13 protein-coding genes are annotated in these 15,924 nt (G+C 44.5%); 4 read left to right on the top strand and 9 right to left on the bottom strand.

The genetic code is table 11. The features are described from left to right. Positions 1-148: 148 nt before the first annotated feature. The 7 genes from pyrF to sohB form a co-directional block, all read right to left on the bottom strand. The gene (gene pyrF, locus ACF8EG_RS07435; RefSeq protein WP_005481650.1) at positions 149-850 is read right to left on the bottom strand and encodes an orotidine-5'-phosphate decarboxylase; all 702 of its coding nucleotides are present in this window, start codon (positions 848-850) and stop codon (positions 149-151) included. A gap of 90 nt (positions 851-940) precedes the next feature. Beyond that, positions 941-2,116 carry a lipopolysaccharide assembly protein LapB gene (gene lapB / locus ACF8EG_RS07440; RefSeq protein ID WP_021448870.1) on the bottom strand — a complete coding sequence of 392 codons (1,176 nt, stop codon included), beginning with the start codon at positions 2,114-2,116 and terminating at the stop codon, positions 941-943. Between the two features lie 18 nt (positions 2,117-2,134). Continuing rightward, the gene (locus ACF8EG_RS07445; protein WP_005457987.1) at positions 2,135-2,428 is read right to left on the bottom strand and encodes a lipopolysaccharide assembly protein LapA domain-containing protein; all 294 of its coding nucleotides are present in this window, start codon (positions 2,426-2,428) and stop codon (positions 2,135-2,137) included. A gap of 250 nt (positions 2,429-2,678) precedes the next feature. Beyond that, a complete protein-coding gene (ihfB, locus tag ACF8EG_RS07450) occupies positions 2,679-2,960 on the bottom strand; it encodes an integration host factor subunit beta (protein ID WP_005491075.1) in 282 nt (93 codons plus the stop codon). Between the two features lie 204 nt (positions 2,961-3,164). Then, on the bottom strand, positions 3,165-4,835 hold the full coding sequence (gene rpsA, locus ACF8EG_RS07455) for a 30S ribosomal protein S1 (RefSeq protein WP_005494602.1): 1,671 nt from the start codon (positions 4,833-4,835) through the stop codon (positions 3,165-3,167). Positions 4,836-4,945: 110 nt separating this feature from the next. Beyond that, positions 4,946-5,626, bottom strand: coding sequence for a (d)CMP kinase (gene cmk / locus ACF8EG_RS07460; protein WP_011106010.1), 681 nt, complete (start codon positions 5,624-5,626; stop codon positions 4,946-4,948). 247 nt (positions 5,627-5,873) lie between these two features. Continuing rightward, a complete protein-coding gene (sohB, locus tag ACF8EG_RS07465) occupies positions 5,874-6,935 on the bottom strand; it encodes a protease SohB (protein ID WP_005494599.1) in 1,062 nt (353 codons plus the stop codon). 254 nt (positions 6,936-7,189) lie between these two features. Here sohB and ACF8EG_RS07470 point away from each other — a divergent pair, with 254 nt between their 5' ends. The 4 genes from ACF8EG_RS07470 (at position 7,190) to ACF8EG_RS07485 (ending at position 13,249) form a co-directional block, all read left to right on the top strand. Beyond that, entirely contained in the window at positions 7,190-7,936 is a 747-nt protein-coding gene (locus ACF8EG_RS07470; RefSeq protein WP_005453938.1) for a YciK family oxidoreductase, read from the top strand. 131 nt (positions 7,937-8,067) lie between these two features. After that, complete coding sequence (gene imuA / locus ACF8EG_RS07475; protein ID WP_069504675.1) at positions 8,068-8,760, top strand: translesion DNA synthesis-associated protein ImuA; 693 nt, start codon at positions 8,068-8,070, stop codon at positions 8,758-8,760. 4 nt (positions 8,761-8,764) lie between these two features. Continuing rightward, positions 8,765-10,168, top strand: a complete 1,404-nt coding sequence (locus tag ACF8EG_RS07480; protein ID WP_065969441.1) for a DNA polymerase Y family protein — start codon at positions 8,765-8,767, stop codon at positions 10,166-10,168. Between the two features lie 6 nt (positions 10,169-10,174). Next, positions 10,175-13,249 (top strand): error-prone DNA polymerase, encoded by a 3,075-nt coding sequence (locus ACF8EG_RS07485; RefSeq protein WP_053815701.1) that lies wholly within the window; start codon positions 10,175-10,177, stop codon positions 13,247-13,249. Positions 13,250-13,307: 58 nt separating this feature from the next. On the opposite strand, the gene ACF8EG_RS07490 is transcribed toward ACF8EG_RS07485, so the two are convergent. Further along, the gene (locus ACF8EG_RS07490; protein WP_005494587.1) at positions 13,308-14,261 is read right to left on the bottom strand and encodes a chemotaxis protein CheV; all 954 of its coding nucleotides are present in this window, start codon (positions 14,259-14,261) and stop codon (positions 13,308-13,310) included. Positions 14,262-14,549: 288 nt separating this feature from the next. Further along, positions 14,550-15,767 (bottom strand): ROK family protein, encoded by a 1,218-nt coding sequence (locus ACF8EG_RS07495; protein ID WP_021453636.1) that lies wholly within the window; start codon positions 15,765-15,767, stop codon positions 14,550-14,552. Positions 15,768-15,924 lie beyond the last annotated feature (157 nt).

Here is a 15,924-nt window from a genome sequence, read left to right on the forward strand (position 1 = left end):
TTAAAGTGTGATCGATATAGTGCATTCCCCTGAAGGACTAAGAATAATCCGTAGAACCTTTGTTCTCATCGGGTAATTCGTTGTTCTGAGAGAGAAAAAAGGTGAGGCATCCTAGCCTCACCTTTATCCATTTAATGCTCGAGAGTTATTACTTGCTAGCTAAGCTGTCGTTGATAGATTTCAATACGGCAGCAGGGTCCGTCGCCTGAGTGATCGGACGGCCAATAACAAGGTAGTCAGAACCCGCTTGAATAGCATCAACTGGCGTCATAATACGACGTTGGTCGCCTTGATCAGAACCAGCAGGACGAATTCCTGGAGTGATAAGTTTAAACTCTTTACCTAGCTCATTTTTAAGTAGTGAAGATTCTTGCGCAGAGCACACTACGCCATCGAGACCTGAGTTCTTAGTCAATGTCGCTAGACGAATCACTTGCTCTTGCGGTTCAACATTCAGACCAATACCTGCCAAGTCACTTTGTTCCATGCTAGTCAGTACCGTTACACCAATCAGAAGTGGACGGTCTTTACCATATGGCTCAAGAATCTCACGTGATGCTGTCATCATACGTTCACCACCGCTTGCATGAACGTTCACCATCCATACACCTAACTCAGCAGCAGCGCGTACCGCTTTTGAACAGGTGTTCGGGATATCATGAAATTTCAAATCCAGGAATACAGAAAAACCACGTTTGTGGAGTTCACGTACGAAATCAGGACCAAATAGCGTAAACATTTCCTTGCCGACTTTTAGGCGACATGACGCAGGATCAATTCTATCTACAAACGCTAGCGCATCAGCTTGGTTATCATAATCCAGTGCGACAATAACTTTTTGGTCGATCATTTCATCTCCTAATTATTTTTGGTTCTTTTACTTGTTAGACATAAGGTTAAAAAAATGCAGCGGACAGAAACTCTGCCAGCTGCATTAAAACTATTCACCATCCAATCCGCGGATTGGCTTGATCGTCCCCCACCCTTTACAGGAAGGGCAATGCCAATAAAGGGAATGAGTAGAGAAGCCACACTTCCTGCATCGGTAGTGCGGTTTTACTTTTAATTGCTCTCCAACCATCGCTTGTAATGTAGATAAACTGTCTTTTGCACGACCATCTTCAGCCTCTGCGATGTGGTAGTCAATCAGGCGATAAAAGCCCTTCATGGTTGGATTTTTCAGTAGCTGTTTCGTCAGCAATTCTTGGGCAGCTCCGACGCTTTCATGGTGAGCGACTAACTGAGCCAGCATCAACTCCGCTGACACCCCAGCCTTCTTATCAATACAGGTGCGTAAAAACTCGACCAGTTCATCTTCTTGCCCGAGATGGTGATAGCACTCAGCAATTGTCGGCAAAACATCGCTCACAAAGTCTTTGTCTTGCTCCAATACACCAGTTAGATACTTAATGGTTTGTTTGTAGTCTTCTGATTCCAAGTAAATCCGGCCGAGCGAAATACTTGCTCGAACACATTTTGGATCTTCGGAAAGTGCTTTTTTGAAATGCTGGATAGCTTTATTCGTATTGCCATCAGCTTGGTCTAACATGGCAATTTCACACCAAAAATGCGCAATATTTGTACGCATACGACTACGCTGATTACCCATTTTAGCTAGCTGATTGGCGTAATGAATCGCTTTTTCCCATTCACGCGTTTGCTGGTAAATAGTGACTAACTGTTGGAGCGCCGCCTCTTTGTAATCGGGCTCTTCAACTAATTGTTCGAAGATTTTTTCAGCTCGGTCTAAAAACCCCGACACCATATAGTCTTTCGCTAACTGCTGCAGGGCTAAGTTTTTCTGATCTAGAGTCAAACCAGAACGAGAAATGAGATTTTGGTGGATACGAATAGCACGGTCGACTTCACCACGAGAACGGAAAAGATTACCCAGCGCTAAGTGAGTATCAATCGTTTCGTTGTCAACTTGGAGCAATTCAATAAAGTGGTCTACGGCTTTATCTGATTGATCAGAGAGCAGTAAGTTCAGACCCGCCATATACTGACGGGAAATTTGATGAGATTGCTTCTGCTTGTCTTGCTGAGCGCTGCGATGCCCCATGTACCAGCCATACGCAGCCGCTATCGGCAACAACAAGAAGAGTAGTTCAAGCATTAAAGTTAAGCCTTATCCTTATGCCTGTTTTTCAATGGCTGGCTTTGCAGTTTTTTCTGCTTCAGCCGGCTCGTACTTTTTCAGTTTCTTTTTAAGACGTCGCACTTGAAGCTGAGTTTTTAGTTGAATGCTAGCGAAGATAACCCAAGCTACAGCAAAACCAACCACAAATACCACGCCCAATAGCGTTGATAAATGGAATTCTCCTTTCGCTAAAAGGTAATTAAAGGTCACAAGTTCTTGGTTTTGTGAGCCTAAAGCCAGTGCAACTAAAAAGAGAACTAAAACAGCAACGATTTTTATAATTTTCATTTTACATCACCCTTCGAGGAGTAAGTAGGTAAGATTATGCAGGAAAATACTTCTTCAGACTACGTATATTAGCAATAATCTATACCCAAGTAACCTCAAGATGCTGGGTTTGTAGACACACCCTAGAAGTTAAAGTTATTTGGGTATCACAACTTGCGTATGAAATGACCTAATTGAATTTTCGTAAGCGATATTACAAAAAAGCGGCATACACAAAAGTATGCCGCTTTTTTAATCCAATAAGAGTGCGTTAGCCTAGATTCACACGCTCACGAAGCTCTTTACCAGGTTTGAAATGTGGAACGTATTTACCTTCCAATTCCACTTTGTCGCCCGTTTTAGGGTTACGACCGACGCGAGGCTCACGGTAATGAAGAGAAAAACTACCAAAGCCACGGATCTCGATACGATCACCGCTCTCTAGTGTAGAGGCCATGTGCTCTAAAATATCTTTTACAGCATCCTCTACCTCTTTCGCTGATAAATGTGTTTGCTCAGCGCAGAGTCTTTCAATCAGTTCAGACTTAGTCATAGTTGCCCTCTTTGAGTATCTTTATCACTCATTATAGTAAGTAATACTAATTCCAACAAACACTTGCTAACAATTCTAGACAAAATTTACGCAAATTGCGTAATGATAAAATGCCTTTTATTAAGATAGTTTACCAGCATTAGTATTACTACTTTGAACATAAAAAAGGAGCCTTGCGGCTCCTTTTTAGCTTAAGCGAGTATATTATTCGCCTTTAGCAGCTTTGAAAGCGTCAGCCATTGCATTACCAAAAGCAGCTTCGTCTTGCTTGTTGATAGATGCCATTGCTTCTTGCTCTTCAGCTTCGTCTTTAGCTTTGATAGATAGGTTGATTACGCGGTTCTTACGGTCTACACCTGTGAACTTAGCTTCAACAACATCACCAGCGCTTAGGATTAGAGAAGCATCTTCTACGCGATCGCGAGATACTTCAGAAGCACGGATGTAACCTTCAACGCCTTCTGCGATTTCAACAGTAGCACCTTTAGCGTCAACTGCAGTTACAGTAGCGTTAACTAGAGTACCTTTCTTGTTGTCAGCAACGTAAGCATTGAATGGGTCGTTTTCCATTTGCTTGATGCCTAGAGAGATACGCTCACGCTCAGCGTCTACTGCTAGAACAACTGCAGAGATCTCGTCGCCTTTCTTGTACTCACGTACAGCTTCTTCGCCAGCAACATTCCAAGAAATGTCAGATAGGTGAACTAGACCATCGATGCCGCCTTCTAGACCGATGAAGATACCGAAGTCAGTGATTGACTTGATCTTACCAGTAACTTTGTCGCCTTTAGCTTGTGCTTCAGCGAATGACTGCCATGGGTTAGCTTTACACTGTTTCAGACCTAGAGAGATACGACGACGTTCTTCGTCGATTTCAAGAACCATAACCTCAACTTCGTCGCCAACATTAACAACTTTAGAAGGGTGGATGTTCTTGTTAGTCCAATCCATTTCAGAAACGTGTACTAGACCTTCAACGCCTTCTTCGATTTCAACGAAGCAGCCGTAGTCAGTTAGGTTAGTTACGCGACCAGTTAGTTTGTGACCTTCTGGGTAACGCTTAGCGATTGCTACCCATGGATCTTCGCCTAGTTGCTTAAGACCTAGTGATACGCGAGTACGCTCACGATCGAACTTAAGAACTTTAACTTGGATCTCGTCACCAACGTTAACGATTTCAGATGGGTGCTTAACGCGCTTCCAAGCCATATCTGTGATATGTAGAAGACCGTCAACGCCACCTAGGTCAACGAACGCACCGTAGTCAGTAAGGTTCTTAACGATACCTTTAACTTCAGAACCTTCTTGTAGAGTTTCTAGAAGCTCGTCACGCTCAACGCTGTTTTCAGATTCGATAACAGCACGACGTGAAACAACTACGTTGTTACGTTTTTGGTCAAGTTTGATAACTTTGAACTCTAGCTCTTTGTTTTCTAGGTGAGCAGTGTCGCGGATTGGACGTACGTCTACTAGAGAGCCAGGAAGGAAAGCACGGATACCGTTTAGTTCAACAGTGAAACCGCCTTTAACTTTACCGTTGATGATACCAACAACAGTTTCAGCTTCTTCGTAAGCTTTCTCAAGAACGATCCAAGCTTCGTGACGCTTAGCTTTCTCACGAGAAAGTTGAGTTTCACCGAAACCATCTTCAACAGCGTCTAGAGCTACGTCTACTTCAGCGCCAACTTCTACTTCAAGTTCGCCAGCAGCGTTCTTGAACTGTTCAGCAGGGATAGCAGATTCAGACTTAAGACCAGCGTCAACAAGAACGAAACCGTTCTCGATAGCTACTACAGTACCTTTAACGATGCTGCCTTGTTGGAATTCTGTTTCGTTTAGAAACTCTTCAAAGAGTTGAGCAAAAGATTCAGTCATTTATTTAATCTTCAATAAATTAAACGTCCACGGGTATCCTACCTCATGGGGTTATTAAATTCGCCGGTCATCATCCTTGCGACCAACGCTCTTAGCTTAGTCGAGTATCATTACTCAGCTAGCTTCGATTCGATATATTGTAGTGCCTTTTCGACTACTTCGTCGATAGTCATCGACGTAGAATCTAGCACAAGCGCATCCTCTGCAGGGCGTAGTGGCGCCACTGGGCGGTTACGATCTCGGTCGTCACGCTCTTGGATCTCGCTTAAAAGGTCAGCAAATCTAACATCTAACCCTTTATCTTGCAACTGTTTAAGGCGTCGATTTGCACGCTCTTCCGCGCTTGCATCAAGGAAAATTTTTGCTTGAGCACTTGGGAATACAACCGTACCCATATCACGACCATCAGCAACAAGGCCAGGAGCGGCTTCAAACGCACGCTGACGGCGCAATAATGCTTCGCGAACGCGTGGTAATGCAGCCACTTTAGACGCAGCCATACCCGTTTCTTCTTTACGAAGCTCACCTGAGACATCTTCACCTTCTAAGATAACCTTCACTAGGTCACCTTCGGCGATAAATTGGACGTCTAGGTGTGTCGCTAGCGGGACAAGAGCATCTTCAGACTCAGTATCAACACCGTGGTGAATCGCAGCGAGTGCAAGTACACGATAAATTGCGCCAGAGTCTAAGAGTTGGAAACCCAACTTTTTCGCCAGCAACATACATAAAGTGCCTTTACCTGCACCACTAGGTCCATCTACGGTTACAACCGGAGTTTGAGAGGACATGTTCTTCTCCACCTATAGTTTCTTTTTAGCAATTTGCTCGGTTTTCGAGGCGCGTATTATACGGGTAATCGCCTTCTGGAGCGAGGAAAAATGTCGTGTAAAGCATTACACCCAATGCTCACTTGGGTTCATCAGGACACATAAAAATAAGTTCTGGATATTGAGTCGTTTGTAGACAAATTAGTTCCAATAAAAATGGCGAGAGCTTTCACTCTCGCCATGTTGAATGACCGAATTATCTCATTGATTAGACAATTGGTTTTTGACCACGCTCTGCAAGTTTAAGCACAACACTGTCAGCGACTTTACTTGCTACACCAGCAAGCTTGTCTGCCAATTTTTTCTTCTGCACGTAATGAACGGCTAACACTGTTTTTTCTTTGCACGCAGCAACAACAAGATCATCAGAGGTGCTGATTTCATCCACTAGCCCCAACTCTTTAGCTTGAGTACCAAACCAGTGCTCACCCGTCGCCACTTTTTCCAATTCTAAACTTGGACGACGCTCACGGATGAAGTCTTTGAACAATACGTGCGTTTCTTCTAGCTCTTGCTTGAATTTATCACGTGCTTTGTCGGTGTTTTCACCAAACATGGTTAGCGTGCGTTTGTATTCACCAGCCGTTAACTGCTCGTACTCGATGTCGTGCTTTTTCAGCAGCTTATTGAAGTTTGGAATTTGTGCGATGACACCAATCGAACCCACAATCGCAAATGGTGCAGAAACAATTTTGTCTGCTACACAAGCCATCATGTAACCGCCACTTGCTGCTACTTTATCAACCGAGATGGTCAGAGGAAGTCCGGCCGCTTTGATGCGATCAAGTTGAGAGGAAGCTAAGCCGTAACCATGAACCATACCACCACCAGACTCTAGACGAAGCAATACTTCATCGCCTTCACGAGCAACAGCCAAAATGGCAGTGATTTCTTCACGTAGAGACGCGACTTCTTTTGCATCGATACTACCGTTGAAATCAAGAACAAACAGGTGTGGTTCGCGTTTGCTGTCTAGCGCCCCCTCTTTGCTCGCTTGTTTGATTTCTTTCTCGCGAGATTTGTTCTTCTCTTTTTCTTCTTTCTTCACCGCTTTGTCACGAGCTTTGATAAAAGCATCGTCATGCAAATAGTGCTCAAGTTGCTCGATAGATTGCTTGTGCTGTTCAGAAAGATTCGTCACTTCGAGTTCGCCTTTTGCAGCGCCCGATTTGCTACCAACCGATTTAACAAGGATGAGAATGACAATAATCGCAGCAACAACTGTCACAATCTTGGCCAAGAATAAGCCGTAATCTAATAAAAATTCCAATGAGAGCTCCTTTATCTCATTCCAGCGAATAGTCGCTATGCTACATCGATAAATCAGAGAGAAGGCAACGTGGTTTGTAACCACTTGTTCTGATTGATAGCATACCTAACGAAAGTTCTGGAATTGGTATAACACATGAATTGGTGTATTGTAACCAACTTGTCACGATTACCAAGATTTTCCATTGAGAAACAGGCGTATTTTAGCGCTAACCCACTACATGGACCCTCTTACAATAATAAGGATTAAATACCGTGAACTACTCCGTTTCAAAAGATGCCCTAGAAGGTAAAGTCATTCTTGTTACTGGTGCTGGTAATGGCATTGGCCGCCAAGCGGCGCTTTCTTACGCCAAGCACGGTGCGACTGTGATTCTATTGGGCCGAAACGTTAAGAATCTTGAATCCATCTACGACGAAATTGAAGCCGCAGGTTACCCACAAGCCGCGATCATCCCTCTCGATTTAAAAGGCGCGACCAAGCAAAACTACATTGATATGGCGGAAACCATTGAAGGTCAATTTGGTCAACTAGATGGTTTATTACACAATGCTGGTGTTCTTAGCGCGTTATGTCCGTTCGAGCAGATCAACGAAGAGGACTTCGATGACATCATGCAGATTAACGTAAAAGCCGAGGTGCTGATGACTCAAGCGCTACTGCCTGTCATGCGTAAATCTGAAGCAGGTCGCATTATCTTTACCTCTTCTACCGTTGGCCATTCTGGCCGTGCTTTTTGGGGTCCATATGCGATATCTAAGTTCGCAGTGGAAGGTATGATGCAAGTATTGGCGGACGAGTTGAGTGACACGCCAATGCGCGTTAACGCAATTAACCCTGGTGCGACTCGAACTCGCATGCGTGAGAAAGCGTACCCTGGTGAAGATGCGAACACGCTGAAAACACCGCTAGACATTATGCCGCTGTATCTGCATTTGATGGATCCTGCAATGACAGACATACACGGCCAGTGTATTGACGCCCAACCTAAGCGTAAGTAATACATTATCACAACCTCACATAATCGATTAAAAAGGCAGCAAACGCTGCCTTTTTTCATTTTCTCACTGACAAAAATCTTGCGTGTTTTCATCATAGAAATATACTGTATATATATACAGGTATTTTATTTATGCAAGACATCATACAACACTTAAAAAGCCAGAATCTTGTTTGGCAGGCCAATTTAACAAAAGCGGACGACCATCAATTTCTAAGCAGCTCCGGTTTTGCTGAGCTAGATGAATTGCTTGGTGGCGGCTTTCCTTCTCACGGTGTGGTAGAGATGGAATCCGTAGGCAGTATTGGTGAACTGCGTTTACTCGCTCCATATCTAAAAGCGTCTCTTTCGAGAGGGGTAACCGCATTCATTCAGCCTCCAGCGTTAATGAATTCGCTGTTTCTACACAATATTGGCTTAGATATAAACCAAGTTTGGGTCGTAAATCCTACACATCATCGAGATGCTTTGTGGGCCGCAGAACAGTGTCTGAAAAGTGGTGTTTGTGCCAACGTATTGCTATGGCAAGACGAACTAGAAATCCACCAAGTAAAACGCTTACAGGTTGCCAGTGAACAAGGCGCTTGTCCGCTTTTTATGCTCAAACCGAGCATGGCAAATCGCTTGTCCCTACCTGTGTCATTGAGCTTAAAGCTGCAAGGTCATGAACAGGGCGTAAATGTGGAAGTATTGAAACGCAAAGGGGGCTGGAACAAAGGCAGTATCAATATCGACTTTCAACATGATTACCCGCAGTTGGTGATGCCAGTGATGACTCATATCCCATCGACTGTGGTGAACTTCCCATTGGCGAATCAAGGATAATCACATGGTTTTGTGGATCTACTTGCACTTCCCTCACCTACAGTTGGATGCGCTGTTTGGCAACAACCAAGAGCACCCGGTCGTCATTGTCGAAAGTCAACGCTGCCGGATTATTCAATACAACGAGACGGCCGAGCAGCAAGGCATTAAGCCAAATATGGGCTTAGGCAGTGCTGCGTCTTTGTGCCATGACTTGCAAGTACATCCTTACCACCCACAAACGGAGTGGAATAAGTTGCAAGAGGTGGCTCAATGGATGTATTTGGTCACTTCTGATGTCGTATTGATGCCAAACCAAGGTATTTTGCTGCGTGCGACGCCAATGCTTAATCTCTATGAAGGATTACAGAACTATTGGAATAAAATCCGAACTCATTTAGATGAACTAAAATTGAGCTTTCAGTTTGGTTGTGGCTTCTCACCTTTTTCCGCTAAATTGATGGCGTTATCTGGTGCGAATGTGCTTAGCGAAGATAAAACTTCTATCCAAAAAGCTTTATTTCCGTTGCCATTAACCCTAACCGATTTATCGCCCTCCAATGTTGAAAAACTCCAACGAGTGGGCGTAACAACGCTGCAAGGGTTACTGGAATTGCCATTACAAGACATCGCTCGCCGTTTTGATATTGATTTAGTCAACTACGTCGGACGACTTACTGGTCAGTTCAAACACCCTGTCGACTTTTACCATCCAAGCGAGTCGTTCCAAGTGTATTTGGAGTTACTGTTTGAGATCGAAAACGTTCAATGGATTGAAAAACCGTTAGCAAAGCTCCTTCGCCAACTCGAAACCTTTCTAAAATTGCGAGACAAAGTCGCCTTTGAACTTCGCTTAACGCTCCATCAACGCGATAAACACGAGCAGCATCTTCAACTCACCTCTGCTCAAGGCGATTATCTATGCCATCGCTGGCAACAACTGGCGAGTTTGAGCTTAGAGTCGCTCACGCTTAATGGAGCGGTGGTCGGTTTGACACTAAAAGTTGTTCGTCAGGGTGAGCCTTTAAGTGCTGCGCGAGATCTTTTTTCTGGGCCAAAAGGACAGATGAATGCGTTAGAACTGCTCTCTTTACTCCAAGCTAAACTTGGGAAAAGTGCAGTGCTCAAGCCAGATATTGCCTACGACCCAAGACCGGAGAAAGCCAGCCAATACCGACTAGCCGATGAGCCAGAAGTACCCACTCATAGCATCCCAGATTTGCTGCGCCCAGCAATGCAACTGCCTGCCCCAATTGCTCTGCAAGAACAAGTATCGCTGGTGCATGGACCAGAACGAATCGTATCCGGATGGTGGGATGGCGACGAAATTATGCGCGATTACTACATTGCTCATACCAAGCAAGGTCGCTGGTTATGGGTATTTCGCGATCAACATAAACATTGGTTTCTTCATGGCTATTTTTGTTAAGTCGTTATGAGTTACGCAGAATTATTTTGTCAGTCTAATTTCTCTTTCCTCACTGGCGCTTCTCATGCAGAAGAGCTTGTGTTGCAAGCGGCTTTTTATCGCTACCATGCCATCGCGATTACTGACGAGTGCTCGGTCGCTGGCGTGGTCAAAGCCCATGTAACGATTGAACAGCATAAACTTGATATCAAACAGATCGTCGGCAGCATGTTCTGGCTCAACGAAGAGTGCCAAATAGTCCTACTTTGCCCCTGCCGTAAAGCTTATGCTGAGATGTGCCGTATCATCACTAACGCGAAACGACGCAGCGAAAAAGGCAGCTATCAGCTTTCTGAGTGGGATCTGATGTCGATTCGTCACTGCTTAGTATTGTGGCTTCCTAACCACCAAGCGAGTGACCATTACTGGGGGCGCTGGCTCAATCAACACCATAACAATCGACTATGGGTTGCGATTCAACGTCATCTTGGTGGCGACGATGATGCCTACACAAATCACTGCGAGAAGCTAGCTCACGAATTGCAACTGCCTATTACAGCTTGTGGCGGCGTACTCATGCACACGGCTGAGCGCCTGCCTTTACAACATATACTCACCGCCATTAAGCATGGTTGCAGTGTTGATAAGCTGGGCTTTGAACGTCTTTCTAATGCTGAACGCGCATTACGACCACTGAATAAGTTGGTTCGTATCTACAAACCAGAGTGGCTAGAGGAAAGTAAGTACATCGCGGATTTGTGCGAATTCAAATTGTCTGATCTGAAATACGAATACCCTACAGAACTGATTCCTAATGGCTATACACCAAATTCTTACTTACGAATGTTGGTGGAACAAGGTAAAGAGCGTCGCTTTCCTGAAGGCGTGCCGGAGGACATCAACCAAACCATCGAAAACGAACTGAGGTTGATAGAAGACCTCAAGTACCATTATTACTTTTTAACCATTCATGACATCGTCATGTTTGCTAAACAGCAAGGCATTCTTTATCAAGGCCGAGGATCAGCGGCGAATTCCGTCGTGTGTTACTGCTTAGAAATCACCGCCGTCGATCCAAGACAAATCTCCGTCTTGTTCGAACGATTTATCAGTAAGGAACGCAAAGAGCCACCAGATATCGACGTTGACTTCGAACACGAGCGCCGTGAAGAAGTCATTCAATACATTTATAAAAAATACGGGCGTGAGCGTGCCGCTCTTGCCGCAACAGTGATCAGTTATCGCTTCAAAAGTGCGGTACGTGAGGTCGGAAAAGCGTTAGGTATTGAAGAGACCCAATTGGATTTTTTCATCAAAAATGTTAACCGCCGAGATCGTAGCCAAGGTTGGCAAGCACAAATTATTGAGCTTGGTTTGCAACCGGAATCGCTCAAAGGTCAGCAGTTTATCCAACTGGTGAACGAGATTATTGGTTTTCCTCGTCATCTTTCTCAGCATGTCGGCGGCTTCGTGATTTCATCTGGTCCATTATATGAATTGGTGCCCGTTGAAAATGCAGCAATGGAAGATCGAACTATCATTCAATGGGATAAGGACGATCTCGAAAGCTTAGAGCTTCTGAAAGTCGATGTATTGGCGCTTGGGATGCTCAATGCTATCCGTAAATGCTTTCAATTAATTGAGAAACACCATCAGCGATCACTTTCAATTGCTGAGATCACTCGCCGACAAGATGATCCTCATGTATATCGCATGCTCCAAAAAGCAGACACCGTTGGCGTTTTTCAAATCGAATCTCGCGCGCAAATGAGCATGCTGCCTCGCTTAAAACCAGCTTGTTATTACGACTTAGTTATTCAAATCGCGATCGTACGCCCAGGGCCGATTCAAGGCGACATGGTTCACCCGTTTTTGAAAAGGCGCAACGGCGAAGAGCCTGTCAGCTATCCATCAGAAGCAGTGAAAAGCGTTTTAGAAAGAACCATGGGCGTGCCTATATTCCAAGAACAAGTCATCAAACTTGCCATGGTCGCTGCGGGGTTTAGTGGTGGCGAGGCTGATCAACTTCGTCGAGCCATGGCTTCATGGAAAAAGAATGGTGATTTAGCCAAGTTTAAGCCTAAGCTGCTCAATGGCATGCAAGAGCGGGGTTACGACTTAGCATTTGCGGAGCGCATTTTTGAACAAATTTGTGGCTTTGGTGAATACGGATTTCCAGAAAGTCATTCAGCGTCTTTCGCCGTTTTGGCGTATTGCTCGGCATGGCTAAAATACTACTATCCTGCAGAGTTTTATACGGCACTGTTAAACAGCCAACCAATGGGGTTTTACAGCCCTTCTCAATTGGTGCAAGACGCTCGTCGCCACGGCGTCGAAGTTCTGCCTATCTGTGTCAATCATTCCTATTACCAACATCATTTGATTCAACGCCCCAATGGCCGACTTGGTGTGCAACTGGGCTTTCGATTGGTTAAGGGCTTTAATGAGGAAAGCGCGACTCGCTTAGTCGAACGACGACCAAAAACGGGCTATCACTCAATACAAGAGGTCAAACAAATCTTGAGAAGTCGTCGTGATATCGAATTATTAGCTTCTGCAAATGCCTTTCAGATCTTATCGGGTAACCGTTATAACGCACGTTGGGCAGCGATGGATTCACTGTCCGATTTGCCTTTGTTTCATCATATCGAAGAGCCAAGCGTTAGCTATCAAGCACAGCCATCTGAATATGAAAGCCTTATTGAAGACTATGCCAGTACAGGTCTTTCGCTGAATCGGCACCCAATTACTCTGCTAGAAGAAGCGGGAATACTTCCTCGTTTTACGCGTATGAAACAATTGGTTGATAAAGAGCATAAATCGCTTGTGACTGTGGCAGGTGTCGTCACCGGAAGGCAGTCTCCAGGCACTGCAGCAGGCGTTACATTTTTCACCTTAGAAGATGACACTGGCAACATTAACGTTGTGGTATGGAGCGCGACGGCAAGAGCGCAAAAGCAAACTTACCTCACCTCAAAAATATTGATGGTAAAAGGTATTTTGGAACGAGAGGGAGAAGTCATTCACGTCATTGCGGGTAAATTGATTGACTGTACTCATTACTTATCCAACTTGCAGAGTAAGTCTCGTGACTTCCATTAAGAATGAGTAGATACAACAAAGGGAGGTTACCCTCCCTTTGTTTACATTCATTGATGAGTTAGGCGTTTGTAGAAAGCACCTGACGCAAACGATCTTGTGCTACTTCAACTAACAAATCTGGCTGGAATTTTGAGATAAAACGATCACAGCCTACCTTTTGCACCATCGCCTCGTTAAAGCTACCGCTGAGTGACGTGTTCAACGTGATGAACAACTTCGACATACGAGGATCGCTACGGACTTCGTGAGTCAATTTGTAACCATCCATCTCTGGCATTTCAGCGTCCGTGATCATCATTAACAGCTCTTTTTCAACATCACGACCTTCATCACACCAACGTTTGAGCACCGTTAATGCCTCTAAACCATCTCGGCACTCGATGATGTTCATACCCAATTGAGAAAGGGTGTCACGTACTTGGTTTCTTGCTGTCGAAGAGTCGTCTACGATAAGAACGTTACGTCCAACCATCGACTGCGATAAGTCGTGATCTAAGATATCTTCTGAGATAGTGACATCATAATGAACGATTTCCGCCAACACTTTCTCAACGTCAATAATCTCAACGATTTGAGAAGTATCACCATCTTTCACTTGGGTGATAGCTGTGAGGTAGTTAGAGCGTCCAGAAGTCGATGGCGGCGGCTGAATTTCAGTCCATGCGGTATTGATGATGTTACGTACCGGACCAACAAGGAAACCCTGCACCGAACGGTTATATTCCGTCACGATCAAGTTTTCTTCTTCCGCTTCTCCACGAAGAGGAGGAAAACCAATCGAACAACGCAAATCAATCACAGGTACAGCTTCACCTCGAAGAGAAGCAACACCACGGATGTTGTAGTGTGAACCAGGCAGCTTAGTCAACGGCGGAAGCTTTATCACCTCTTTCACTTTGAACACATTAATCGCAAATAACTGACGACTGTTTAACGTGAACAGCAAAAGTTCTAGTCGGTTTTCACCCACTAAGTTCGTACGCTGATCAACCGTATTTAAAACTCCGGACATACTACTACCTAAATTCTGAACGATTATTTTTCACTCTTTATTGGAAACCTTGCTGAGAATACAAGGCGACGTTTTTTAATGAGTGTATAGATATCTAAGTAAACTCAATACGTTAGCTTGATACGTTTAACATCATGAGCCAAATTAGATATAAGTGCAAATTACATCAATGACGTGCACATAGCAATGCACTGCTGCTCAGATTCGTCATTTGATGGCTTTTTAAGATCAAAAAAGGGTGCGCTCTTGAGCCACACCCTAAATCAAATTAAAGATAGAAAGAAGTGATTAACCTTCCACCACCTTCATTAACAACTGCCCATCATACAGAGCTTGTTTTATCAGCGCAGCGCCCGGCATCGTCGCTTGTTTATAAAAGCGAGATTCCACCAGCTCAAGATCTTGGTGATAAACAGGCAAGCTTTGTTCTTCAATACAACGGCGAACGGCCGGATAAAGCACCTCTTTCGCTTGGTTAATTACCCCACCAATCAAAATCTTTTCTGGGTTAAACAAGTTGATCACGATAGCAATTGCAGAACCTAAATAGCGCCCCAATTTTTCAATCACATCAACCGCGAGAGGATCGCCATTTGCCGCGGCTTCACAGATACTTTCGATACTCATCTCTTCTTGATCCGCGAGAATGGAGGCTTCACCTTCAGAGATGCGTCTTACCACTTCTTCACGAATCGCTTGCGAGCTGGCAACCGTTTCTAAGCAACCAATGTTGCCACAGTGACATCGCTTCCCGTTGGGATCAATTTGAATATGCCCTAGTTCACCAATATTACCGTGGCGGCCTTGAAGAACTCGCCCATCAAGAATGATACCGGCGCCTAAACCATGGTGAATCGAAATAAGAACAGAGTTGTCATTTTCTTGGGAATGGCCAAAGAGCTTTTCAGCTAAAGCCCAAGCACGCGTATCGTTGGCAATAAAGACCGGCAAACCCGTCGCTTTGTAAATCTCTGGCCCCAAAGCAAGGTTTTCGACGTTATAGTGAGGCATTTGTAGCACCACGCCCTGCTCAGAGTTTACAAGGCCTGGAAGCGTAATCGCGATGCTAGTAACACGATCGAGCTGATCGGCATACGTCTGAAAAAAATCGTCAATTTCGTAGAGCAGACGCTCAAGAACATCGTCTTGGTCACGTTCATGAATTTCGATTTTGGTATCGATCAAGACATCGCCACCCAACTCATGCAGAGCAATAGTCAGATAGCCACGACCTAAACGCATCGACAGAAACTGCCAGCCTTCGTTGTTAACTTGTAGGCCTACGGCAGGACGACCACGACTTGTCGCCTCTTGTACGGTAGTTTCATGAATCAAGTGTGCTTCGATTAATTCTCGAGTGATTTTGGTGATACTCGCAGGCGCAAGCTCACTTTGCTTCGACAAATCAATTCGAGAAATTGGACCTTTTAGGTCAATAAGTTTATATACACGACCAGCATTGACCTGTTTGATATGATCAATATGGCCCGGTTGAGCCATGTACATCTTGCACTCCGAAATTCTATAACGAGACAATTTTTTTACTTTGCGAAGTAATTGTGAAGTGAATTAATAAATCCCCGTGACAAGCATCACGTATAAACATGTTTGTTTGTGTATTCAATCAAATAACGGGAAATCTACTCCTGTTAAATTGCTTGAA

The sequence above is a fragment of the Vibrio sp. YQ_11 genome (assembly GCF_043103065.1).
In the GTDB taxonomy this organism is placed as follows: Bacteria; Pseudomonadota; Gammaproteobacteria; order Enterobacterales; family Vibrionaceae; genus Vibrio; species Vibrio parahaemolyticus.